Annotated in this window: 22 protein-coding genes and 1 pseudogene; 15 read left to right on the top strand and 8 right to left on the bottom strand. The window is 65.7% G+C overall.

What is annotated here, in order from left to right; all coding sequences use genetic code 11:
• Positions 1–240: 240 nt before the first annotated feature.
• The 8 genes and pseudogenes from ABIB35_RS08990 to ABIB35_RS08960 all read left to right on the top strand — a co-directional run bounded on the left by ABIB35_RS08990 (position 241) and on the right by ABIB35_RS08960 (position 6,230).
• Complete coding sequence (locus tag ABIB35_RS08990; protein ID WP_354180702.1) at positions 241–1,704, top strand: DUF5129 domain-containing protein; 1,464 nt, start codon at positions 241–243, stop codon at positions 1,702–1,704.
• A gap of 18 nt (positions 1,705–1,722) precedes the next feature.
• A pseudogene (locus ABIB35_RS18750) lies at positions 1,723–1,955 on the top strand (L-talarate/galactarate dehydratase); the annotation flags it as partial.
• Between the two features lie 23 nt (positions 1,956–1,978).
• On the top strand, positions 1,979–2,149 hold the full coding sequence (locus ABIB35_RS18745; RefSeq protein WP_502915759.1) for a hypothetical protein: 171 nt from the start codon (positions 1,979–1,981) through the stop codon (positions 2,147–2,149).
• A 4-nt stretch (positions 2,150–2,153) separates the two neighbouring features.
• A complete protein-coding gene (locus ABIB35_RS08980; RefSeq protein WP_354180700.1) occupies positions 2,154–2,402 on the top strand; it encodes a FadR/GntR family transcriptional regulator in 249 nt (82 codons plus the stop codon).
• Entirely contained in the window at positions 2,339–2,590 is a 252-nt protein-coding gene (locus ABIB35_RS08975) for an FCD domain-containing protein (RefSeq protein WP_354180699.1), read from the top strand. Before ABIB35_RS08980 ends, ABIB35_RS08975 begins: the two co-directional genes overlap by 64 nt.
• Before the next feature lie 61 nt (positions 2,591–2,651).
• Positions 2,652–3,521, top strand: coding sequence for a LysR substrate-binding domain-containing protein (locus ABIB35_RS08970; protein WP_354180697.1), 870 nt, complete (start codon positions 2,652–2,654; stop codon positions 3,519–3,521).
• A gap of 140 nt (positions 3,522–3,661) precedes the next feature.
• The gene (gene kdgD, locus ABIB35_RS08965) at positions 3,662–4,612 is read left to right on the top strand and encodes a 5-dehydro-4-deoxyglucarate dehydratase (RefSeq protein ID WP_354180695.1); all 951 of its coding nucleotides are present in this window, start codon (positions 3,662–3,664) and stop codon (positions 4,610–4,612) included.
• Between the two features lie 25 nt (positions 4,613–4,637).
• Positions 4,638–6,230: an aldehyde dehydrogenase (NADP(+)) gene (locus ABIB35_RS08960; RefSeq protein WP_354180694.1), complete on the top strand. Its 1,593-nt coding sequence runs from the start codon at positions 4,638–4,640 to the stop codon at positions 6,228–6,230.
• Positions 6,231–6,286: 56 nt separating this feature from the next.
• On the opposite strand, the gene ABIB35_RS08955 is transcribed toward ABIB35_RS08960, so the two are convergent.
• Positions 6,287–6,922: a DUF6650 family protein gene (locus tag ABIB35_RS08955; RefSeq protein ID WP_354180692.1), complete on the bottom strand. Its 636-nt coding sequence runs from the start codon at positions 6,920–6,922 to the stop codon at positions 6,287–6,289.
• Positions 6,923–7,156: 234 nt separating this feature from the next.
• Between ABIB35_RS08955 and ABIB35_RS08950 the strand changes: the two genes are divergently transcribed.
• Entirely contained in the window at positions 7,157–8,260 is a 1,104-nt protein-coding gene (locus ABIB35_RS08950; protein ID WP_354180691.1) for an alpha/beta hydrolase, read from the top strand.
• 10 nt (positions 8,261–8,270) lie between these two features.
• Here ABIB35_RS08950 and ABIB35_RS08945 read toward each other — a convergent pair whose 3' ends face one another.
• Genes ABIB35_RS08945 through ABIB35_RS08935 form a run of 3 tightly spaced genes read right to left on the bottom strand, consistent with a single transcriptional unit; the run spans position 8,271 to position 11,223 of the window.
• Positions 8,271–8,906: a LutC/YkgG family protein gene (locus tag ABIB35_RS08945; protein WP_354180690.1), complete on the bottom strand. Its 636-nt coding sequence runs from the start codon at positions 8,904–8,906 to the stop codon at positions 8,271–8,273.
• Positions 8,903–10,426: a LutB/LldF family L-lactate oxidation iron-sulfur protein gene (locus tag ABIB35_RS08940; protein WP_354180688.1), complete on the bottom strand. Its 1,524-nt coding sequence runs from the start codon at positions 10,424–10,426 to the stop codon at positions 8,903–8,905. The genes ABIB35_RS08945 and ABIB35_RS08940 overlap by 4 nt, the downstream gene beginning before the upstream one ends.
• A complete protein-coding gene (locus ABIB35_RS08935; protein WP_354180686.1) occupies positions 10,423–11,223 on the bottom strand; it encodes a (Fe-S)-binding protein in 801 nt (266 codons plus the stop codon). Before ABIB35_RS08935 ends, ABIB35_RS08940 begins: the two co-directional genes overlap by 4 nt.
• 190 nt (positions 11,224–11,413) lie before the next feature.
• Between ABIB35_RS08935 and ABIB35_RS08930 the strand changes: the two genes are divergently transcribed.
• The 3 genes from ABIB35_RS08930 to ABIB35_RS08920 all read left to right on the top strand — a co-directional run bounded on the left by ABIB35_RS08930 (position 11,414) and on the right by ABIB35_RS08920 (position 16,890).
• Positions 11,414–13,168, top strand: a complete 1,755-nt coding sequence (locus tag ABIB35_RS08930) for an L-lactate permease (RefSeq protein WP_354180685.1) — start codon at positions 11,414–11,416, stop codon at positions 13,166–13,168.
• A gap of 56 nt (positions 13,169–13,224) precedes the next feature.
• Complete coding sequence (locus ABIB35_RS08925) at positions 13,225–13,965, top strand: FadR/GntR family transcriptional regulator (RefSeq protein ID WP_354180683.1); 741 nt, start codon at positions 13,225–13,227, stop codon at positions 13,963–13,965.
• 105 nt (positions 13,966–14,070) lie between these two features.
• Positions 14,071–16,890, top strand: a complete 2,820-nt coding sequence (locus ABIB35_RS08920; RefSeq protein ID WP_354180681.1) for an FAD-binding and (Fe-S)-binding domain-containing protein — start codon at positions 14,071–14,073, stop codon at positions 16,888–16,890.
• A gap of 68 nt (positions 16,891–16,958) precedes the next feature.
• Here ABIB35_RS08920 and ABIB35_RS08915 read toward each other — a convergent pair whose 3' ends face one another.
• Together ABIB35_RS08915 and ABIB35_RS08910 are read right to left on the bottom strand one after the other, a co-directional pair.
• The gene (locus ABIB35_RS08915; protein WP_354180679.1) at positions 16,959–17,351 is read right to left on the bottom strand and encodes a VOC family protein; all 393 of its coding nucleotides are present in this window, start codon (positions 17,349–17,351) and stop codon (positions 16,959–16,961) included.
• 21 nt (positions 17,352–17,372) lie between these two features.
• The gene (locus ABIB35_RS08910; RefSeq protein WP_354180677.1) at positions 17,373–18,257 is read right to left on the bottom strand and encodes a hypothetical protein; all 885 of its coding nucleotides are present in this window, start codon (positions 18,255–18,257) and stop codon (positions 17,373–17,375) included.
• Positions 18,258–18,332: 75 nt separating this feature from the next.
• Here ABIB35_RS08910 and ABIB35_RS08905 point away from each other — a divergent pair, with 75 nt between their 5' ends.
• Genes ABIB35_RS08905 through ABIB35_RS08895 form a run of 3 tightly spaced genes read left to right on the top strand, consistent with a single transcriptional unit; the run spans position 18,333 to position 20,821 of the window.
• The gene (locus tag ABIB35_RS08905; RefSeq protein ID WP_354180708.1) at positions 18,333–19,205 is read left to right on the top strand and encodes an aldo/keto reductase; all 873 of its coding nucleotides are present in this window, start codon (positions 18,333–18,335) and stop codon (positions 19,203–19,205) included.
• Positions 19,206–19,258: 53 nt separating this feature from the next.
• Complete coding sequence (locus ABIB35_RS08900) at positions 19,259–19,960, top strand: type 1 glutamine amidotransferase domain-containing protein (RefSeq protein ID WP_354180676.1); 702 nt, start codon at positions 19,259–19,261, stop codon at positions 19,958–19,960.
• A gap of 6 nt (positions 19,961–19,966) precedes the next feature.
• The gene (locus tag ABIB35_RS08895) at positions 19,967–20,821 is read left to right on the top strand and encodes an SDR family oxidoreductase (protein WP_354180674.1); all 855 of its coding nucleotides are present in this window, start codon (positions 19,967–19,969) and stop codon (positions 20,819–20,821) included.
• Here the strand turns inward: ABIB35_RS08895 and ABIB35_RS08890 are convergent.
• Together ABIB35_RS08890 and ABIB35_RS08885 are read right to left on the bottom strand one after the other, a co-directional pair.
• Positions 20,818–21,663, bottom strand: a complete 846-nt coding sequence (locus tag ABIB35_RS08890; protein ID WP_354180672.1) for an outer membrane protein assembly factor BamB family protein — start codon at positions 21,661–21,663, stop codon at positions 20,818–20,820. The genes ABIB35_RS08895 and ABIB35_RS08890 overlap by 4 nt on opposite strands.
• A 535-nt stretch (positions 21,664–22,198) precedes the next feature.
• Complete coding sequence (locus ABIB35_RS08885) at positions 22,199–23,002, bottom strand: glycerophosphodiester phosphodiesterase (protein WP_354180670.1); 804 nt, start codon at positions 23,000–23,002, stop codon at positions 22,199–22,201.
• Positions 23,003–23,031 lie beyond the last annotated feature (29 nt).

The raw sequence follows: 23,031 nt of genomic DNA, 5'->3' as shown, positions 1-23,031 counted from the left end.
CGACCAACCCTGGGCATGGCGACCCCGGCTCAGAAACTTGCTGAGCTGCTGCAACCCGCAGCAGCCTGAACCCCGTGTTGCACTAACCGGTTGACTTAGCCCGCGCTAAATCGACACGACCGCGACACTCGACGGGTCAAAGCCGTACCAGCCCATCACTCGACGAACCGCAGCGGACGGGCTCTCGGGCCGAACCCCGCTAAGCTCGGCCCTAAAGCCACAACCGACACTGGGGGAACCATGCGCCGGATACTGACCACTTTGCTGCTCATCCTGATCGCACTGACGGGAGGCGCCGGTACTGCCGCCGCCGTCACTCCGGACGAGGTGATCATAGAAGACACAGCAGGCGTCCTGGACACCAACAAGCTGGTGCCCGCGTTGGAGAGCGTCGAGTTCCGGGAGCCCACCACAGTTGCCGTTTACACCTACAACGGGCCGGCGGGCAATGAGGACGGAACCGTCATCAACGCAGAAGTCCTGCGGTTCGCCCGCGACGAGCACCCGGAGTGGCTCAGTGAAGACGGCCAGAAATGGGCCGACGGCCTGTTTATCTTTGCCTTGGACCCCACCGGCCGGTGGACGGGCACATACTTTGGCGAGGACCGCAAAATCTCCCTGGACCGGCAGGAGGACATCCGGGAACAGGCGGGGGACTTGTTCCGTGCGGCGCAGTGGACTGACGGGACCATTACCTCCGTCGAGGAAGCAGCCAAGCTGATCAACCGGCCCTGGTATCTCTCCCCCGGCGCCATCCTGATCTTTATTGTCGCCGCGATTGCCGCCGCCGGCTCGGTCATTTCCTACGTTGTGGTGCGCCGGAACCGGCGCAACAAAAACCGGAAGCTCCTCACTGAGGCGGACGCCAGCTATTCCAGCGTGACCCGGGACCTGGATGCCACCGAGGTCAACGCCAACTCCATTCCGGACGATTCCTCCTACGGGTCACGGGTGTTGGAGGAGTACCGCACGTTCATGACCCGCTATAACAAGGCCACCGAACTCAACAACGCCGCCCATGCCCTCTCCGAGAAGGACCTGATGAAGAGCAGCAGCACCGCCGTGATTGAGGAGTACGCTGACGCCGCCGGGGAACTGGACGGCCTCGATGACGTCATAGCGGACACCAATGCGCTGCTCAACAAAGCTCCGGGCTGGGAACGGGCGTGGGACCGCCAGGCCGGGCCGCTCTACGAAGATCTTGACCGCCTTGACGATCTGCTGGACGGCAAGGAGGCCGTGGCCAAGGGCTCCGCGACGGCCCAGGCGCTGCTGTCGTTCCGGCAGCACACCCGAGAAAACCTTGCCGGCGCTTCCGCGGATCTGGCTGAAAACCGCATGACCCCCGAGCAGGCGCTGGACCAGATCCGGGCTGCCCGCTCAGAGCTGTCGGACCTGCTGAAAAACCACGCGGACACCGTCATTTCGGCCCGGGCGAAGACCGACAGCGAGCGCCGGCTCATGGAGAAGGAGCTGGAAAAGGTCGTTGAAAAACCGCTCCGCAGGGGACGGGGCGATTACCGGCCGGGAATCGTGGACACGGCCTTCCCTGCGTACTTCTACTACACCGTGGGCAGCTTCAACACCGGTATCCAACAGGGCACCCACAGCGTGGAGGAAGCGCGCACTTCAGCGTCAAGTTCCACGGGTTACGGCAGCTCGGGCGGCAGCTTTTCAGGAGCGGGCAGCTCCGGGCGGTTCTAGCCCTTCCCCTGCCTGCATGAAAAGCCGATGACAGAGGTTGTCTTTCTGTTTGCGGAAATCACCACGGAACAGGGCCATCAGGGCCTGGGGTTCGCTATTCCAAACGCGCGGGCGGTCCGGCCCAGTACGCCCACGCCAAGGAAGTTGCCGAGGGAATGCTGGGCGAGGACCCCAATGACAACGGCAGGATCTACACCAAACTGCTCTGGGCTGGAGCTTCAGTGGGCCGCTCCGGCGTGGCCACCCAGGCGCCGCGTACCCGCGCGAAGCGTGGGTGGAGCACTTCGACTGGCTGGACCCGCTGTTCAACGAACGCCTGGAGACGAAGGGCGGACGCATGCTGGTACCCAACCGTCCCGGGCTCGGCGTCAGCCTCAGCCTCAGCGAACAGTCCCGGGCCTGGACAGCGTGCAGTTCGGGCTGGCCTAAGCCCATGCGACGATAAGTGGATGTGTCCCCACCTGACCTCTGATCTTGCCGGCGTACTGCGGGCAGAGATCGTTGAAGGGCGGATCGCCCCAGGCGACCGTCTCCCCAGTGAAAGCACCCTGATTTCCCGGCACGGGGTGTCGAGAACCGTGGTGCGGCAGGCGGTCGCCCGGCTGCAGGAGCGGGTGGAGCCTTCCATCACGGTGTGGCCGAAGCCTCCGGAAATTCCTACCTCACCGACGCCCTGCAGAATCTGGGGCCGGCCTTGATCTCCATGCCCAGGGAGCGGCTGCAGACGGCGGCCCCGGGAACAAGCATCGGCCCGGTGTCCTTGGAACACCGGGCCGTCCTTGACGCCGTCGCAGCTGGCGACGCCCTTGCCGCCGCGGCAGCCATGCGCATGCACTTCGCCGGGTCCCGGCACCGGCTCGAGGCCGTTGCGGGAACCCGGAACTAGCTGCACTGACCGCTGGTGAAGTCCAAGCTCGGACAACTGAGGAAAAACCACGAAAGGCATCATGTTCACTTTGGATCAGGCGCGGAGCTTCATTGCAGTGGCCGAAGAACTGCACTTTGGACGCGCCGCAGTCCGGCTCAACATGACGCAGCCTCCGCTAAGCCGGCAGATTCAAAAACTGGAACGGGAAGTCCGCGTGGAACTGCTGGCACGCGACAAGCGCAAGGTGGTCCTGACCCCGGCTGGCAGTGCCTTCCTCACCGAAGCCCGAAAACTGGTGGCAGCAGCTGAGCGGGCTCCCCATACGGCACGGCTGATTGCCCAAGGCAGCGCCGGCATCCTTCGGATCGGCTTCACCGCGGCGTCCGGCTTCAGCCTGCTGGGTCCGGTCCTGAAAGTGATCGCCGAGTCCCTGCCGGGCGTTGACGTGGAACTGCAGGAACTCGTAACCAGTGAACAGATCCACGCCCTGGCCACCGGTGACCTGGATCTGGGCCTGGCCAGGCCTCCGTTCGACACCGAACGGTTCAGGTCCCGCCTGCTGCTGTCCGAAGATCTGATGCTGGCCGTTCCGGCCGGCCACCCGCTGGATATCCCGGACCGTCCCGTCACCTCCGCGGACCTGCGCGACACACCGCTGATCATGCATTCGCCCACTAAAGCCCGCTACTTCTATGACCTGTCCGTGCGCCTGATGCCCATCGAGCACCGCAACGTCATCCACACCGTCAGCCAAATTCTGACCATGGTGTCTCTGGTGGCAGCCGGCCGCGGCGTCGCCATAGTCCCCGAGTCAGCCCGCACCCTGCAGCTGGAGGGTGTCTCCTACCTGCGGCTGGACGAGGTCGCCTCGGACGCCGTGGAACTGCACGCGATCTGGAACCACGATTCCGCGAACCCCGCGTTGGCTCAGCTGATCGAACACCTCTGAAGTGCCGGACTTAACCATAGCAATACCTTTAGGGCATCGAATCATATAAAAGAGGGCTTAGACAGGCATGAAAGAACTTCCTAGGCTGGGCACACTCCCGTATCCGCCGAAACGGCACCTCTGCTAAGGAACGATGCATCATGGCGCAGTACACGCCCTCCGAACTAGCCACCACCCTCAAAGACGGTCTTCTCTCCTTCCCGGTGACGGCGTTCGACGCCGATCTGCAGCTTGACGAAGCAAAGTACCGTGAGCACCTGGCCTGGCAGGCCAGCTTCGGCGTTGCCGGCCTCTTCGCCGCCGGCGGCACCGGAGAAGGCTTCAGCCTGACGCCCTCCGAGCTGGACCGGACCGTCAGGATTGCCGTTGAAGAAGCCGGATCAATCGTCCCGGTACTCGCCTCAGTGGGCGGCTCCACCGCCCAGGCAGTGGCTGCTGCCCGCGCAGCCGAAGCCGCCGGAGCCGAAGGGCTGTTGCTGCTTCCGCCCTATCTCACCGAATGCGACCAGGCCGGGCTGGCCGCCCACGTGGATGCGGTCACCAGCGCCGTGGGCATCGGCGTCATTGTCTACAACCGGGCCAACGCACGCTACGACGCGCACACGGTGGCCGGACTGGCCGAGCGCCACGGCAACTTCATCGGATTCAAGGACGGCGTGGGAGATATCGAGCACCTCACCAAGGTGTACGCCACCAACGGCGACCGGCTCTTCTACCTCGGCGGCCTGCCCACAGCGGAAACCTTCGCCCTGCCCCTGCTCCAGCTGGGCATGAGCACTTACTCCTCCGCCATGTACAACTTTGTTCCCGAGTTCGCCCTCGAGTTCTACCGCGATGTCCGCAACCAGGACCGGAACGCCGTGACGGAGAAACTCAACCGCTTTGTCCTGCCCTACATTGAGATCCGTGACCGGGTGAAAGGCTACGGCGTTTCCATCGTCAAGGGCGGGCTGAAGGCCGTGGGACGCGACGCCGGATCCGTCCGTCCCCCGCTGCAGGATCTCACGGAACAGGACCTCGCGGACCTGACTGACCTCATCTCCCGGGCAGGCGTCAGCCCCTCCACCGCCGTTGCCGCAGCCCGCGCCTGATACAAAATCGACGATTAGGAACACTATGACTGCCGACCAGAACCTCACCGGCCATTCCATCATCGCCGGACACTCCGTCACCGGCCGTGGCGGCACCTCCGCCGGTGTCAATCCGGCCACCGGAGATAAACTGACGCCGGAGTACTCGCTGCTGGACACCGCGCAGCTCTCCGAAGCAACGGCAGCCGCCGAAGCCGCCTCCGCCTCCTTCAGCTCCTTGGATCCGGAAACCCACGCCGCGTTCCTGGAGCGCATTGCGGACAACATTGAAGCCGCCGGACCGGCGCTGATTGAGCGGGCCATGGCGGAAACCGGGCTCCCCGAAGCCCGGATCACCGGCGAACGCGGCCGTACCACCGGCCAGCTGCGCCTCTTTGCGGCCGTCATCCGGCAGGGCGATTTCCGCGGTGTCCGCGTGGACCCCGCCCAGCCCGACCGCACCCCCCTGCCCCGTGCGGACATCCGCCAGCGCAAGCTTCCCCTGGGGCCTGTGGCTGTCTTCGGCGCCAGCAATTTCCCGCTGGCCTTCTCCACGGCCGGCGGCGACACCGCTTCCGCGCTTGCCGCGGGGTGCCCGGTGATCGTCAAAGCCCACAATGCCCACCCGGGCACCGGGGAAATCACCGGCCGGGCCATCAGTGACGCTGTCCGGGACCTGGGCCTGCATCCGGGAGTGTTCTCCCTGGTCTATGGACCCGGCGCCGTGATCGGCCAGGCTCTGGCCACCGATCCGGCTATCAAGGCCGTGGGCTTCACCGGCTCCCGGTCCGGCGGGATGGCCCTGGTCAACGCTGCTGCCAACCGTCGTGAACCCATCCCCGTGTACGCCGAGATGAGCTCCATCAATCCGGTCTTTGTCTTTGAGGGCGCATTGGAGAACGACGCCGAGGCCCTCGGCAGTGCCTACGTCACCTCCGTCACCGGCTCCTCCGGACAGCTGTGCACAGCGCCGGGCCTGCTGTTTGCCCCCGCCGGGGAGGCGGGAGACCGCTTTGTTGCCGCCGTCGGCCAGGCCGTGACAGCCGCGGCCGGCCAGACCATGCTGACTAAGGGCATTGCCGCCTCCTGGCAGGACGGCGTTGGAGCGCTGGGCGGCCAGCCAGGCGTTGAACTGCTGGCGTCAGGCAGCGAGGGCGACACCCTCAACGCACCCGCGCCCAGCATTTTTTCCACCGACGTGGCAACGTTCCTGGCCAATGATGCGCTGCAGGCGGAGATCTTCGGCGCAGCGTCACTGGTGATCCGCTACACCTGCGTTGATGAACTCGCCAAGGCCGTACGCTCCATGGAGGGGCAGCTCACCGCAACCCTGCATCTGGCCGAGGGCGATTACCCGGCGGCCCGCGGGCTGCTTCCCGTGCTCGAGGGCCGGGTGGGCCGCATCCTCGTCAACGGCTGGCCGACGGGCGTGGAAGTAGGACACGCCATGGTGCACGGCGGTCCGTTCCCGGCCACCTCCGACAGCCGCACTACGTCGGTTGGCACGCTGGCCATCGACCGCTTCCTCCGCCCGGTGGCCTACCAGAACATCCCGGATGCCCTCCTGCCGGCCCCGCTGCAGCAGGAAAATCCGTGGAAGCTGAACCGGCTGGTGGACGGCACCCCGGAACTGGCCTGAGGCCATGCTTCCGGAAGGCCCGTTACTGCGGACCTCCGGAAACAGCACCTGAGCAGCTACCGGTTCCGGAGAGGCTGGCCCGAGGGATGCTCCACCGGCTGCCGGGCCCTGACCGCATGCCCGGGACCGGCCGGCACCGGCTGTGCACCAACCCGCGACGCCCCGTGCCGTGCGCCGACTGCAGGCGCGCGGTGCCGTGTTGCGGTCCGTGCCCTGGCGCCGGCCAGCAGCATTTCCCGGCGCACGGCCGAGCGTTGCCCCGGGGCCAGATACTGGACGTGGCGCACACCGCTCAGCCGCCGGGCCCCCTGATGCAGGATCAGCCTCAGCTCCTGCAGGCACGCCTCATAGTTTCTGCCGCCGCGCTCCGTCTCGTACAGATATGCCTCACAGGCCCGGTGCATCTCCAACAGGGTGGACTGCGGCGAGGACGATCCGGGGCGAACCTCCCTCAGGGTGTCCCGCACCTGCGCCCGGATATCGGCGACGGCGGAGCGGCACCGCGCCCGGTCAAACTCCGGTTCCAAGGCGCCGGGTCCGTTTTCCGCGAACACCCGCTTCAGATGCACCTGCATGATCAGTGCCTGCAGCGCACGCTTCTCGCGTGCGCCCCGCAGCCAGCGCAGTACCGCCACGGATGCCAGCGAGCCCAGGACCACGCCGGCCAGGCTTCCTCCGAGAAAAACCCACATACCCATCCCTCCCCCAGTCAGGCGGCGGTATTAGTTCCGCCGTTGAAGGGGCACAGTACGAACACCGCGGGCGGTCCGCCAGAGTGATTTTCGCAAAAAGACGACTCACCTGATCCCCACAGCGTGCCGCCGACCACCAGCGGCCATGAGATTGCTCGCACCGGTCAGGCGGAAGCCGCTGGCTGGCGGGGAATCCGCCAAAGGCCTCCCAGAACCGGCTCTTAACTTAAAAGGATGAAGATCTCCTCGCTTACTGCGGTGGGGCTCCTGAGCGGAGCGGTTGCCGCTGTTGGACTCGCCGCCGCCGCGTCCCTGCAGTGGCATCCCCGTCCGTCGGCGATGCTCATTCGCGGAGTGTTTTCCGGTGCGGGCAAATTCCAGAAGAAAGTCCATCCCTCCATTCCCGGGTTCAGCGTGACCCGGCACCGCGGGCTGCGCTACCTCGGGCCCGAAGGCAACCCGTCCCTGGACCTGTTCCTGCCGGCCACTGCCCGGAAACCGCTTCCGGTGGTGGTGTGGATCCACGGCGGCGCATGGATTTCCGGTTCCAAGGAAGACGTGGCGCCCTACCTGAAGGTTCTCGCCGGGCACGGCTACGCCGTGGCGGGCGTCGGATATTCAATCTCACCCGAAGCGGTCTATCCCACCGCCGTCAAAGAGCTGAATGCCGCACTGGGCTTCATCCGCGACCATGCGGACCGCTATGGGCTGGACGCTGACCGGATTGTCCTGGCCGGCGACTCCGCCGGTGCGCAACTAGCCGCACAACTGGCGCTGGCCATCACCAACCCGGAGTACGCCCGGGACACCGGCGTTGTCCCGGCTGCCGCCCCCAGCCAGCTGCGCGGAATCCTGCTGAACTGCGGCGTCTTCGATTTCCCGTCCGTTGCCCGGCTGGCCGGTCCCATAGGCTGGGGACTCAGGAAGGCACTCTGGTCCTACACCGGGTCCAGGAACTGGGCCGCCACCGATGCCGCCAGGCACATGTCCATCCTGCAGCACGTGGATCACCGCTTTCCGCCCACCTACATTTCCAGCGGAAACGGTGACGACCTGACCCTCACGCAGTCCCTGCCCCTGGCGGACCGGCTGGAGGAGCTTGGTGTGCCCCTGGTCCGCAGGTTCTGGCCGAAGGACTACAAACCGGCCCTGGGGCACGAGTACCAGTTCCAGCTGCACCGTCCCGAGGCGATGGAATCCCTTCAGCAGACCGTGGGGTTCCTCGCGGATGTCACCGGCGTAACCGCCCTGCCTGGGGTCCCGCTCGAGAAGATCGTTCCCCTGGATGAGGAACTCCGGGAGGATATTGTCCGCGCCGGGGACCGGCTCGCGGCCTAACCTGCAGCTGCTAAGACCGGACGATGATCACGTCCAGGTTCCGCGGGCCGTGCACGCCTTCGACACGCTCCAGCTCAATGTCAGAGGTGGCGCTGGGGCCACTGATCCAGGTCAGCGGCCGGGTTCCGTCCAGCCGGCGCAGGGCTTCGGGGAGGATGCCGGCGACATCCTCTTCACGCACCACGCAGATGTGGTGGTCCGGAACCAGGGAAATGGCACGGCGCCCCTGGTTGGGACTCCCGTCCAGGATGATTGTGCCGGTTTCCGCCACGGATACGGCGCTGCCGGTGACCACGGCGTCCACCGCATCCAGTTCCGCCACGCTCAGCGGCGCGCCCGCGGCGTCGACCCGGCGCCGACCGGGAGCCAGGGCTTCAGCGTCCGCCAGCCAGGCACCGTCGATCCCCGCGGGAACCACGTAGCTGCCGGCTTCAAGAAGCAGCTCAGCGATCCGCGGGGCCAACCCTGGTTCATCAACAACGGTGACACCGGCCTTGTAGTCCACGAGCCGGTCCACGAGCATTTCGATGCGCTCTTCTGCACTCATTCCGGAGTCCGCACGGTAGCTCCGCGGGATTTCCGGCACCGCGGGTTTGTCACGCAGTGCCGAGCGCAGCCGGTCCAGGATGTCTTCCCGCGCGCTCATGCCTGTTCTCCCGTAGTGGTGGTATCGGTGCCGGCGGAGGCCGGATCCTTGTGGTCCTTCGCCCACCAGTCCCGGAAGGACTCAGCGGGCGGAGCCGGAATGTCTCGGCTCTGGGTCCAGCCGGCGGCGATGCCGGGCAGCTTGGTGATCTTCTTTTTGCGCCCGGCGGCGATCCGGCCCAGCGGCAGGCCCTTTTCCAAGAGTCCCAGGTGCTTGCCGGAGGAGAACGCCCAGGAAGCGCCCTTCATCATCAGGTCCATTTGGGAGGGCAGCTTCTTCTTGCCGCGTTTGCTGTCCACATCCTCCGCGCGCAGGTGCACCAGGATGTCCGGAATATTGATCTTCACGGGACAGGCGTCGTAGCAGGCACCGCAGAGCGAGGAGGCGTACGGCAGCGAATTATTCTCTTCGGAAACAATGCCGGTCATCAGCGGTGAAAGGATGGCGCCGATCGGTCCGGGGTAGGTGGAGCCGTAGGCGTGGCCGCCGGTGCGTTCATACACCGGACACACATTCATGCAGGCCGAACAGCGGATGCAGTGCAGCGCGGAGCGTCCCATTTCATCGGCCAGGGCGGCGCTGCGGCCGTTGTCCAGCAGCACCAGGTGCACATTCTGCGGCCCGTCACCTTCGGTGACTCCGGTCCACAGCGAGGTGTACGGGTTCATCCGCTCCCCGGTGGAGGAGCGCGGCAGCAGCTGCATGAACACTTCAAGGTCCTGCCAGGACGGCAGCAGCTTCTCCACGCCCATCACGGTAATCAGGGTTTCGGGCAGGGTGAGGCACATCCGTCCGTTGCCCTCGGATTCGACGACGGCGAGGGTGCCGGCGTCCGCGATCGCAAAGTTTGCACCCGAGATGGCCACCTTGGCGGAGAGGAACTTGCGGCGCAGGTGGGTGCGCGCGGCCTCGGCCAGCTTCGCCGGGTTGTCGGTGAGGTCCGGATCCACACCGGGCATTTCACGCAGGAAGATCTCCCGCACCTGGGTACGGTTCTTGTGGATGGCGGGCACCAGGATGTGGCTGGGCTTGTCATGGTCCAGCTGGACGATCAGCTCAGCAAGGTCTGTCTCATAGGCCGCGATGCCCTGCTCTTCGAGGTATTCGTTCAGGCCGATCTCCTGGGTGGCCATGGATTTGACCTTGACCACCTCGTCCACGCCCTGCTCGCGGATCAGGTCCCGGACAATTTCGTTGGCCTCGTCCGCATCGCGGGCCCAGTGGATGATGCCGCCGCGGGCGGTGAAGTTCTCCTCAAACTGCTCCAGCAGTTCGGGCAACTGCGCCATGACCGCTTCCTTGGTGGCGCTGCCGGCGTCGCGCAGGTCTTCCCAGTCCGGCAGTTCGCCCACCACGCGCAGCCGCTTGTCCCGGATGGTGTGCGTGGCATGGCCCAGGTTGGCACGCAGCTGGGTGTTGCCCAGTTCGCGCTTCGCGGCGGTGGGAAAGGGTTCGGTGGCGTTGATGTTCCCCTGTCCGAAAACCGGAAGAGTGGGCATGCCCAGGTAAGTGCTGCTCATCGGGAGGCCTTTCCGCTGACCAGGATTTCTCCGGTGACGGAGACCGGGTTCTCCTTGGTGCTGGCGAGGATTTCAGCGAAGTGAAGGGTGGAAACATCGCTGCCCTGCCGGGACAGTCCCCCGCCGATGTGCATGAGGCAGGAGGCATCGCCGCCGGAGCACAGTTCCGCGCCGGTGGCCGTGATGTTGGCGGCTTTATCCTCCAGCATCGCACTGGAGACGTCAGCGTTTTTCATCGAGAACGTCCCGCCGAACCCGCAGCACTGGTCCGCCTGCGGCAGCGGCGCCACCGAGATGCCCTCCACGCTCTGGAGCAGGTTAAGCTGCCGGTCGCCCAGCCGCAGCAGGCGCATGCCGTGGCAGCTGGGGTGGTAGGTGACATTGTGCGGGAAGAAGGAGCCCAGCTGTGCGGCGGCGTCCGTCACGCCCAGCACATCGGTCAGGAGCGCGGACAGCTCATAGGTTTTGGCCCCCACTGCCTCGGCGCGGGCCTCCAGCCCGGCATCGCCGCAGGAGCGCGCCACCATGGGATGCTGATGCTTCACGGAGGCAACACAGGAACCCGAAGGTGCCACGGCGACGTCGTACTCCTGCGATTCGAAGGCCTCCACGTGGTTGCGGACCACGGGAACGGCTTCGGGCAGGTAGCCGGAGTTCACATGCATCTGGCCGCAGCAGGCCTGGCCGGCGGGGAACACCACTTCGTGTCCCAGCCGCTCCAGGATGGCCACGGTTGCCCTGGCGGTGCGCGGATACATCGCATCCACGATGCAGGTGGCGAATAGAGCGATTCTCATGGCTTGCCTTTCAGCGGGGCGCACCCCGAACGTGTGGTCTGACCATAGTAGAACATGATGGGCCGGTCACGTCCAAGCCCAACACGCTGGTGACTACCATCACAGAGATCCGTGACTTGCGCTAGACTCTTCCGTGGTCAGACCACTATGGTCTGACCATCTTCTTGCCCAGAACTACGCGGAGGACCCTGTGGAGTCGTTCATTCCCAGCACCGATCCAGTGCTCAATAGTGTTGCCGTTTCGGCGCTGGTGGCTCTGGTGCCGCTGCTGACCTTCTTTGTGCTGCTTGCCTATGTCAAGGTCAAGGCGCACGTGGCGGGCGGGATCGCTCTGCTGGTGGCTCTCGCCGTCGCCGTCTTCGCGTTTTCGATGCCGGCGGGCCTGGCGGTGCTCTCCGCCACCCAGGGTGCCGTTTTCGGTGCCTTCCCGGTGCTGTGGATTGTCATCATGGCCATCTGGCTCTACCAGATCACCGTGCTCAGCGGCCGGTTCGAAGACCTGCGCCGGGTGTTCGACGTGATCGGCGGCGGGGACGTGCGCGTCCAGGCCATCCTGGTGGCCTTCTGCTTCGGCGGGCTGCTGGAAGCGCTGGCCGGCTTCGGCGCTCCGGTGGCCATTACCGCCACCATGCTCGTGGCCCTGGGCATCAAACCGCTCAAGGCCGCCGCGGCCGTGCTGGTGGCCAACACGGCGCCGGTCGCCTTTGGTGCCATGGCTATCCCGATCACCACCGCCGCGTCCCTGACCGGCCTGGATGCCGGACACATCGGCATGGTGGTGGGCCGCCAGGCACCTCTGCTGGCCGTTTTCGTTCCACTGATCCTGGTTTTCATCCTCGACGGCCGCCGCGGCGTGAAGGACACTTGGCCGGCCGCTGTCATCACCGGCGTTGCCTTCGCCTTGGCGCAGGTACTGTGCTCCACCTTCTTCTCCTACGAACTCACCGATATTGTTGCGGCACTGGCAGGCCTGGGTGCCGCCGTCGTCTTCCTCAAGTTCTGGCAGCCCCGCGGCCTGGAGGCCGCCCGCGAGCGCATGGGCCTGACCGCCATGGCCGCCGCCGGCTCCCTCTCCACAGCCGGTTCCCTCACCACCGCCGGTTCCGGCGCGCGCGGCCGCGGCCGCAGTTCCGCAGACATGAAGGATGGCGACTCGCTGACCCGCTCCCGTACCTTGCTCGCCCTGTTCCCCTACTTCCTCGTGATCCTCATCTTCGGTATCGCCAAGCTGTGGAAGTGGGGCGCGGACATCCCGGCACTGCTGGCCGCCACCGATATCAAGGTTCCCTGGCCCTGGCTGCATGAGAGGCTGCTCAACGACGCCGGCGAGCCCGTCTCCTCCACCATCTACACCTTTAACTGGCTCTCCAGCCCCGGCACACTGCTACTGATCACCGGACTGATCGTGTGCGCGGTGTACGCCAAGTACGACGACGGCGGCCGGTACGCGATGACGGTGGGCAACGGTGTGGCGGACATTTTCCGGACCATCTGGAACATGCGCTGGGCGGGCCTGACCATTCTCTCCGTCCTGTCCCTGGCTTATGTCATGAACTTCTCCGGGCAGACCGTGTCCATTGGCACCTGGCTGGCCGGCACCGGCGCGTTCTTCGCCTTCCTCTCCCCCGTTCTGGGCTGGGTGGGCACCGCTGTCACCGGCTCGGACACCTCCGCCAACGCCCTGTTCGCCCGGCTGCAGCAGACCGCCGGCATTGAGGCGGGCATCGATCCGAACCTGCTGGTGGCCGCCAATACCACCGGCGGAGTGGTGGGCAAGCTCATCAGCCCGCAGAACCTGGCCATCGCCGTCACCGCGGTAAAGCTGGACGGCCAGGAATCGGTGCTGCTGCGCAAGGTGGTGGGCTGGAGCGTGGGCCTGCTGCTGGTGCTCTGCACCCTGGTCTATCTGCAGTCCACCCCGATTCTGGGCTGGATGCTGCCGTAGCGGATCCCCCGCGGCGGGGACCGTCTCCAGGCTCCGGCACATGGCAGGATGGAGCGGTGACCGACCAACCTCGCCGCAGCTACGATCTGCTGCTGGAAAACATTGAAGCCGATCTCCGTTCCGGCGCCATCTCCCTGGGCGACCAGCTCCCCGGAGAGCGGACGCTCGCTGAAACTTATGGCATTTCCCGGGCCTCGGTCCGGGAGGGCATCCGCATCCTGGACGCCATGGGCGTGCTGCGTTCCTCCTCGGGTTCCGGACCGAAATCCGGCGCGATCATCATCTCCGAGCCCTCGGCAGGACTCTCCTCCGCCCTGCGCCTGCACATGGCCAGCAGCCGGCTGCCGGTGGCGGACATCGTCCAGACGCGGGTCCTGCTGGAGACCTGGGCGGCTGCCACTGCCGCGGCCCGGCCACCGTCGAAGGCAGCGGATGAGGCACTGGGCCGCGCCGCAGCACTGCTGGAAGCCATGGACGCACCGGATATCCAGCGGGAGGCCTTCCACCATCTGGATGCCCAGTTCCATGTGGAGCTCAGCTCCCTGGCGGGCAATGCGGTCATTGAAACCATGATGGCCTCCCTGAGCGGAGCCATCAGCGGCTATGTCAAAAACGCCGTGGACGTCATGGAGGATTGGCCGGCGGTCATGAAGCACCTGCAGCACCAGCACCACGGCATCTATGACGCCGTAGCCTCCGGCCGGGGCGAGGACGCCGCCCGCCTGCTGCGCGAGCACATCGAGTGGTTCTACGCTCAGATTCCCCCCGAGGATCCAGCAGGAACGGCCGGCAAGTAGTCTGCGGGCGAGCGGGGTGTGGTCTGACCAACTTTCGTCCAGGCGTGAACCGGCCTACATTTAGAGGCGGAGCACCGCAGCTCCCTGGAACGGTTGGAACAAAACATGAGCCTGCACACGGAAGCCCCCGCCCCCTCAGCCGCCTCAATCGCTGACCTCGGAACGGACAACATCAGCACGCGGGAGATCGACCGGCGCAAAATGGCGCACGATGCCTCCCACTACCTGATGATCCCCGAGGCCGTGGCAACCCCGCGCACTGCCGAGGAGGTCGGTGCGCTGCTGCGGCGCAGCCGCGAACTCGGCATCCCGGCCACCTTCCGTTCCGGCGGCACCTCCCTGTCCGGCCAAAGCCAGAGCAGCAGCCTCCTGATCGACACCCGCCAGCACTTCCGCGGCATCGAGGTGCTCGACGGCGGCGCCCGGGTCCGGGTGCAGCCCGGCGCCACGGTGCGGGCCGTGAACTCGCGGCTGGCCGCGCACGGCTACAAGCTGGGCCCCGACCCGGCCTCGGAAATCGCCTGCACCATCGGCGGCGTGGTGGCCAATAATTCCTCCGGCATGGCCTGCGGCACCGAGTTCAACACCTACCAGACCATCGAATCGATGGTGCTGATCCTTGCCTCCGGCACGGTGATTGATACTGCCGCCGCCGATGCCGAGACCAAACTGCGGACCCTGGAACCGGAACTGTTCGACGGCCTGCTGCGGCTGCGCGGCCGGATTGTGGCCAACCCGCACTCCGTGGCCACCATCGAGCGGTTGTTCGCCATGAAGAACACCATGGGCTACGGCCTCAACTCGTTCCTGGACTATGAAAGCCCGGTGGACATCCTGACCCACCTCATGGTGGGCAGCGAGGGAACTCTGGGCTTCGTGGCCGAAGCAACGTTCCGCACCGTGCCGGCCCTGCCCAAGGTTGCCACCGGCCTCATGTTCTTCGACTCCCTGGACCGTGCCGCCACCGCTCTTCCGGAGCTGGTGGCCACCGGGCTGGCCACCATCGAACTGATGGACTCGACGTCGCTGCGGGTTGCCGCCGCGGACCCCGCTGCTCCGCCTGAGCTCCGCGGCCTGGACATCGTGTCCCATGCCGCACTGCTGGTGGAACACCAGGGGCGCACGGCCCAGGAACTCGCAGACAAGCGCGCCGGCTCCCGGGAGCTCTTTGAATCGCTGGCCCTGACCGTCCCCTTCGCCATGACTGACAACGCCAAGGACCGCGCCGCCATGTGGCACCTGCGCAAGGGCCTGTACACCACGGTGGCCGGCGCCCGCCCCTCGGGCACCAACGCGCTCCTCGAAGACATTGTGGTTCCGGTGCCGTCCCTGGCCGGAACCTGCAAGGAGCTCTCCCGGCTCTTCGGCGATCACCACTACCAGGACTCGGTCATTTTTGGCCATGCCAAGGACGGCAACATCCACTTCATGCTCAACGAGCGCTTTGACGATCCGGTGGAGCTGGCACGCTACCAGACCTTCACCGAGGAGATGGTGGACCTGGTGCTGGACAACGGCGGATCGCTCAAGGCCGAGCATGGCACCGGCCGGATCATGGCACCTTTTGTCCGCAGGCAGTACGGCGACGAACTGTATGAGGTCATGTGCGAGTTGAAGGCGCTGGTAGATCCGCCGAACCTGCTCAACCCCGGCGTCATCATCAACGATGACCCGGCGTCCTACATTGCGGACCTCAAGGTGGCGCCCACCGTCGAATCAGAGGTGGACCGCTGTGTGGAGTGCGGCTACTGCGAACCGGTCTGCCCCAGCAAGGACCTCACCACCACCCCGCGCCAGCGTATTGTCCTGCGCCGGGAGATCGCCGCCGCCGAGGCCCGCGGAGACGCCGCCCTGGCCAGGGAACTGCGCAAGGACTATGAGTACGACGGCGTCCAGAGCTGCGCGGCCGACGGCATGTGCGTCACGGCCTGCCCTGTCCTGATTAATACCGGAGACCTGGTGCGCCGGCTCCGCAAGGAAAACGCCGGCGTGGTGGCGGACACAGGCTGGAAGACCGCCGCCGAGCACTGGTCCACCGTCACGGTGGCCGGCGGCAAGGCGCTGAGCCTGGCCAACGCCATGCCGGCGCTGCTGCCCAAGGCGGCCACCGCCGTCGCCCGCGCCGTGGCAGGTGCGGAGAATGTTCCGGCCTATGAAACCGTGCTGCCCGCCGGCGGGTTTAAGCGGACGCCGCGGGAGGATCCGAACGCGGTGGCCGTGTACTTCCCGGCCTGCATCGGCACCATGTTTGGCCCGGCCGACGGCGGCGAAGGCGTTTCCGCGGCTTTCCTGGAACTGTGCGGCCGCGCGGAAATCGGCGTGCGGATTCCGGCGGGCATCGGGGACCTGTGCTGCGGCACGCCCTGGAAGTCCAAGGGCTTCGCCAAGGGCTATGCGGTGATGACCGACCGGGTGCTGGCCAACCTGTGGGAAGCCACCGGCGGCGGCGCGCTGCCCGTGGTCTGCGACGCCGCGTCCTGCACCGAGGGCCTGGACACCATGAAGCGGCTGGCCGGTGAAAGCCCGGACTATCCCGGGCTGCAGTTCATCGATTCGGTCGACTTTGTCCGTGACACCGTCCTGCCGCAGCTGACCGTGACCCGGAAGCTGCCCTCGATGGCACTGCATCCCACCTGCTCCTCCACCCAGCTGGGCGCCAACGACGCCCTGCACGCCATTGCCCAGGCCACGGCGGAGGAAGTGTTTGTGCCGCCGAGCTGGGGCTGCTGCGCCTTTGCCGGTGACCGTGGACTGCTGCATCCGGAGCTGACGGCCTCGGCCACTGACACGCAGGCGGCGGAAATCAACGAGCGGGAGTTCGCCGCCTACGCCTCCGTGAACCGGACCTGCGAAATCGGCATGTCCAAGGCCACCGGGCACACCTACCGGCACGTGCTGGAGTACCTGGCCGAAGCCACGCGGTAATCGGTCCTGTTTCCTCCGCGCCGGCCGGTGGTCAGCTCCTTGTCTCTTCCGTCAGCTACTGCGGGCTGTCAGGAGGCCTCCGACGGCAGCGTGGGCGGAATTGCGGGCAGCTCCTGCAACGACCACTGATTGCCGTCCGGGTCGCTGAAATACACGAAGGTCCCCCAATCCAACGGGGTGATCTCGCTGGCGGCCACCCCGTGATCCGCCAGGTGCTGCCGGGCATCCGCGGCGCTGGGCACCACTACTTGGATCCGCTGGCTGCCGGGAACCATGTCCGTGGTGCCCGGGCCGATCACCACGGAACAGGCCGATCCGGGCGGCGTGAGCTGCACAAAGCGAAGCTCCGGATTCACCCGTTCATCAAAGTCCGCATTGAACCCGAGCTGGTCCACATAGAAGGTTTTGGAGGCGTCGACGTCAGACACCGGCACGGGCACAAGTTCGATTTTCCAGTCCATGCCGAAAAGATAGGCCGCAGGCTAGGGCGTTGGAACCCCACTGGCGGACAGGATGTGTCCGCGGCCCGTCTTCTTCTTCTTCATGATCTGCTTTGACCTGCGCTTGCGCCGACGCCGCGGGCCCTGCCCTGCGAACGGCGGGCGAGGTTCACCGAACCGGTCCCCCGCCCAGTACCGTCCACCGATCAGGATGCCCGCCGTCAGACCGTAGGCAAAAACCATTCCCAGAGCCAGCTGACCGGTGGCACCGCCCAGCAGGAGCAGCACGAGGAAAAGCAAGGGAGACGCCCACAGCGGCACAAAGGTCCACAGCGTGGTCTTACCGAAACGGAACAGGGCCCAACCGGAGAGAGAAGAGCACGCCAGGAGGATACCTACGGGCATGGTGGGTGATTGGAGGAGGAAATGGCCGGCGCCCAGTCCGAGCAGCAAAAGCGCGCAGCAACCGTTAGCCAGTGCTAATCGCCACCCGCCGGGGAAGCTGCCGTCGGCATTTCGGCGGCGTTGGTGTTTCCGTTTGAAGACCGTCCCTGCGCGCGGGCCGGACCAGACGTGGCCGCCTGCTATCCCGCCTACGAGGAACCCGATGAACCACGGGCCCGCTGCCGGAATCGCCAGAGCATTCTGGACGGAGAACATGGAGTAGTAAATCAAAATCCATGCCAGGCTCATCGCCATGGAAGCGCGTCCTGACAGGGACACCACACGAAAGAGGAGAACACCGTAGGCGATCCCGAGTGCAAGAAAAACCGATGCCACGGGCAGCACCCGGTGGAAGCCCCAGAAGTACAGCGCCAGCATCAAGGCGATCAACACGGCGTAAAAGAACCGCGGGCCTGCCCGCTCCACCATCATCAGCAGGTTGTTCGGCTTGTTCAGCTCTTTGTTCTCACCGGGAATCCCCACGGTTTAAAGATAGCCGGAGCAGCGTCATAAGGATGCTGAGGAATAAACCCGGTGTCGGGCCCTGTTGACGCCTACATGACTGATACGACGGAAACTTCACCCGCCCTGTCCCCCACCATCGATCTGTTGGACCTCGGCACCGTACACCGCCTTGGTTTCGGCGCCATGCGGATTGTGGGACCAGGCGTCTGGGGCGAGCCGGAAAGCCGCGGCACAGCCATTGACGTGGTGCGCCGCGCCGTGGAGCTGGGTGTCGATTTCATTGACACCGCCGACTCCTACGGCCCGAACATTAGCGAAGAGATCATTGCTGAAGCGCTATATCCCTACCCGGACGGGGTGCGGATTGCCACCAAGGTGGGCTTTGTCCGCACCGGCCCGGATGTCTGGGTACCGGTGGGCCGTCCGGAGTACCTTCGCCAGCAGGTGGAGCTGAGCCTGCGGAAGCTCAAGGTTGAGTCCCTGGATCTGCTGCAGCTACACCGCATCGATCCCAAGGTCGACGCCGAGGAGCAGTTTGCCGTGCTGCGCGATCTGCAGCAGGAAGGCAAGGTGAAGGCCCTCGGTCTCTCCCAGGTCTCCGTTGCCGAGCTGGAAGCCGCCGGAAAGTTCTTCACCGTCTCCACCGTGCAGAACCGCTACAACCTCACCGACCGTTCCTCCGAGGACGTACTGAACTATGCCGAGGCCAACGGCATCGGCTTCATCCCGTGGGCCCCCATTTCCGCCGGCGAGCTGGCTCAGCCCGGCGGCCCCGTGGCCGAAGCCGCGAAGCGCCTGAACGCCACCGACTCGCAGGTGGCGCTGGCCTGGCTGCTGCGCCGCTCCCCCGTCATCATGCCGATCCCGGGCACCGGCTCCGTGAAGCACCTTGAGGAGAACCTCGCCGCGGCTGATCTGGCCCTTGATGACGCCACGTTTGAAGAGCTCGACGCCGCCAGCAAGTAAGCGGTACAGCCCGCAGAACAACCACTATTTTCCCCACCGAAGGAGTACACCCCATGGCTAATATCCTCATGGTCGTTTCAGCAGCCAATTCCCTCACCATGCGCGACGGCACCGAGCACCCCACCGGCTTCTGGGCCGAGGAACTCGCCGAGTCGCACCGCGTCCTGCGCGAAGCCGGCCACACCGTCCGAATTGCCACCCCGGGCGGCGTGAAGCCCACGGTGGATGCGGTCAGTCTTGATCCGCAGCAGGCCGGCGGCGAAGAGCGGGCAACCGCCTTCACCAATTACCTCTCCTTCATCGACGCCGAACTCTCCTCTCCCCTTCCCCTGACGGACGTGGAGATCACCGAGTATGACGCCGTGGTCATGCCGGGCGGACACGGCCCCATGACTGATCTGGCCTTCGACAAGGACCTGGGCCGGATCCTCATTGCAGCCGACAAGGATGAAAAGATCATCGCTCCGTTCTGTCACGGCCCGGCCGCTTTGCTGAGCGCCGAGACGGAAAACGGCGACTTTGTCTTTGCCGGCCGCAAGCTGACCGTCTTCACCGATGAAGAAGAGCTCAATGGCGGCACCGGGGAAAACACCCCCTGGTTCTGCGAGGACGTACTGCGCAACAAGGGCGCCATTGTGGAATCCGGTCCGGCCTGGACCAGCTTTGTGGTCCGTGACCGGAACCTGATCTCCGGCCAGAATCCCCAGTCCAGCGAGGACGTGGCCAACGCCGTTCTCGCCGCTCTGGCCGAGTAGAGTCCAGTGACTGTCCTGATTGCCGGCTGCGGTGATCTGGGCACGGAAGCCGGCCTGCGGTTCGCCGCGGCCGGCTTTTCCGTGCTCGGATGGCGCCGCTCCCCCGAGAACATTCCCGCCCCGCTGAGCGGCCAGGCCGCTGACCTGACCGGCTCCAGCGGTGACTTGCCGCGCATTCCTGCGGACACCGACGTCGTCGTCATTTCCGTGGCCGCCGGCCAGCGCAGCGAAGAGGCCTACCGTGCCGCCTACGTGGACGGAACGGCGAATGTCCTGGATGCGCTGGAACGCGACGGCGTGCATCCGCGGCGGATCCTGTTTGTCTCCTCTACAGCGGTGTACGGCGACGCCGGCGGTGACTGGGTGGACGAAGCAACGCCGCCCGCACCGGCCTCCGCCACCGGTGCGGTGATCCTGGAGGCCGAGGAACTGCTGCACGCCCGCCGGCCGGACGCCGTGGTGCTCCGGCTTTCCGGGATCTACGGTCCGGGACGCACCAGGCTGATCGATTCAGTCACCGCCGGCACCGGACGGGTTCCCGCGCAGCCGCAGCTAACCAACCGCATCCACCGCGACGACGCCGCCGCCGCAATAGTGCATCTGATGACGCAGGATCCGGCGCCGGAACCGCTCTATGTGGGCGTTGATGATGAACCCGTGGATCTGGCCGAGGTGCTTCGGTTCCTGGCCGCCGAGCTGGGACGGGACCTCCCGGCGGACACCGCCGGGCCCGCCAGTCGCGGCGGAGACCGCAAACTCTCCAATGCCAAGCTGCGCGGCACCGGTTTTGAGTTCGCCTATCCCACCTACCGCCAGGGCTACCGGGCGGTGCTCGCCGGGCAGGGCACCCGCCACCCTTAGCGGATTTTCGGGAGGACCAGCGCCTCATGCTCCGGATCCGTGTGGCTGTTCAGCAGAAACACCAGGTTGTCGCCGTCCAGCCGCGGTCCGGTGGAGGAGTCGCCGGCGTCCAGATCGTAGCTGGCAAGGATTTCGCCGGTCCCGGTGTCCAGCGCGAGCAAGCGGTTCTGCGTCTCCTCGTCGGCGTCCTCCCCGGTGGCGTAGGCGTAGACCGTGTCGCCGTCGAAACTCGCGTGCAGTTCCATGAACGGCCGGTCCGGTTCCTCTTCGCTGTTGTACGGTTCGTCCCGAACGGTGGCCAGCCAGCGCATTTCACCCGTGGCCTCGTCAAGGGCCTGGATTTCGAAATCGCTCTTGATCAAGATGGTCCCGTCCTGAACTGCCATCTGGAAAATGCCCAGGTCGGGATCGTCCGTTGCGGCCGTACCGCCAATGGTTTCGGTGTCCCCCGTGGTGCCACTAATGCGGTGCAGGTCCGCGGCAACGGACCGGGGCGACCCGCTTACCTCCCGGCTCCCCGCGAGGTAAAAACCCTCCGGCCCGGCGGCCAGCCCCAGGAACCAGGTATCTGCGCTGCGGTCCGCTATCCGGGTGCCGTCGTCGAGGTCAAAGGCATCAAAGGTGTTGGTGTGCATCACCCCCACGGCGTTCTCACTGACCGCTATGACGACGTCGATCATGGCCTCGACATCGCAGTCCACCTGCCACACCTGCTTGCCGGTGTCGGTGTCCAGGGCCGTGAGGAGCCCGTCCGCAAGATAGACGAGCACGCCGTCCTGCACCGTGATCTGCGGGCATTCCGTGGTGGTGGCCAGGACCTCCGGCAGGCCCCCCTTCCACATACCGGTTGGCAAAGTAGAGGTAGCCGTCCGCGGCGACGGGCAGTGTGGTCTGGTCGATGGTGGTGTATCCGTTGTACAACGTGTTGCGCCCCGGCTCGTCCTCGGCCGGAAAACCGGCGGGCACCTTTCCGGTGGTGTAATCGCTGACAAACAGGGCTCCGTTGTCATAGGAGAACAGCATTCCTTCGTGTGCCGCAATCTCCTCCTGCGCGTATCCTGACTGCTCCAGCGGAACTCTTTCCGTGTCCGCCGGAACCTCGGCGTCACCGCCAAAAATGCTGATGTGCTCAAAATTGACCGCTTCGGCCTTTCCCGTGGCCCCGGAGTTCGGGTTGCTGTCAGCGCTGCCGTTGCCGGAGCCAGCGCTGCTCCCTCTGCAGCCGCCGAGCAGCACGGTAACGGTCAGCGCCAGGACAGGCAGGGGATCAGGCGGGTGTGTTGGGTGGCATGGTTTCCCCCCAAAGAATCGTGCCGGTGAATGAGAGCTAACCCGCAAAATATACCAATTCCCGCAAAGGACACCCCGCTGTCGGGTTTATCCGGAGGCCTTGTTCAGCCTCTCCGCCAGCGCACCGGGGTAATCCGTAATGATGGCGTCCACGCCAAGGACCAGCATGGCGGTGGTCTCCTGCTCGGAGTTGACCGTATAGGTCCACAGCCCCAGGCCTGCTGCCCTGACGTCCGCTGCGCTTTCCGCTGTCAGGAAATGGTGGTCGGCCACGATACCCTCCACCCTGTTTGCCGCCAGTGCCAGGAGCCGGGCATCCGGGACGGCCTCGACCAGCTGCCACACCGGCACGTGCGGTGCCGCCTGCGAGAAGGCGTCAACGGAGCCCGGGTCAAAGGAGCTGACAACCACCGGATGCTGTTCCATGAGCCGTTTCCAGTCCGGAGCCTTAAGGGCGGCGGCAAGAGCAACCTCCATCCCCGGAGATTCGCCGGGCGCCTTGATCTCCAGATTGATGCCCAGGGCAAAGCCCACGGCGGCGGGAAGTTCGGAGAGAAACACAATCCTTTCGCCGGCATATTGGCCTCCAAAAGAGGACCCGGCGTCCAGGGCACGTAGCTCATGCGCGGTGAATGAGGTGATGGGATGCCCGGCACGGTCCGGATACACCTGCGCTATGTTCGTTGTCCGTGTCCCCGTGGAGTCATGGAAGAGAAACAGCTCCCCGTCCGCGGAAAGCCGGACATCGGTTTCCACCAAATCGGCACCGGCCGCCCGTGCCTGGGCGAAGGCGGCCGCCGTGTTTTCGGGGGCCGGCCCGCTGTTGCCGCGGTGTCCCACTATCAGCGGCGAACGGCCGCCTGCCTGCATCCGGGTATTTGTCACTGCCATGTCTTCCATCAGCCGTTGAGTGGGCGGCC

The organism is Arthrobacter sp. UYP6, assembly GCF_040547315.1.
Lineage (GTDB): Bacteria > Actinomycetota > Actinomycetes > Actinomycetales > Micrococcaceae > Arthrobacter_B.
Note: the sequence above shows the minus strand (reverse complement) of the source record. Positions and strands in the feature narration are given on the sequence as shown.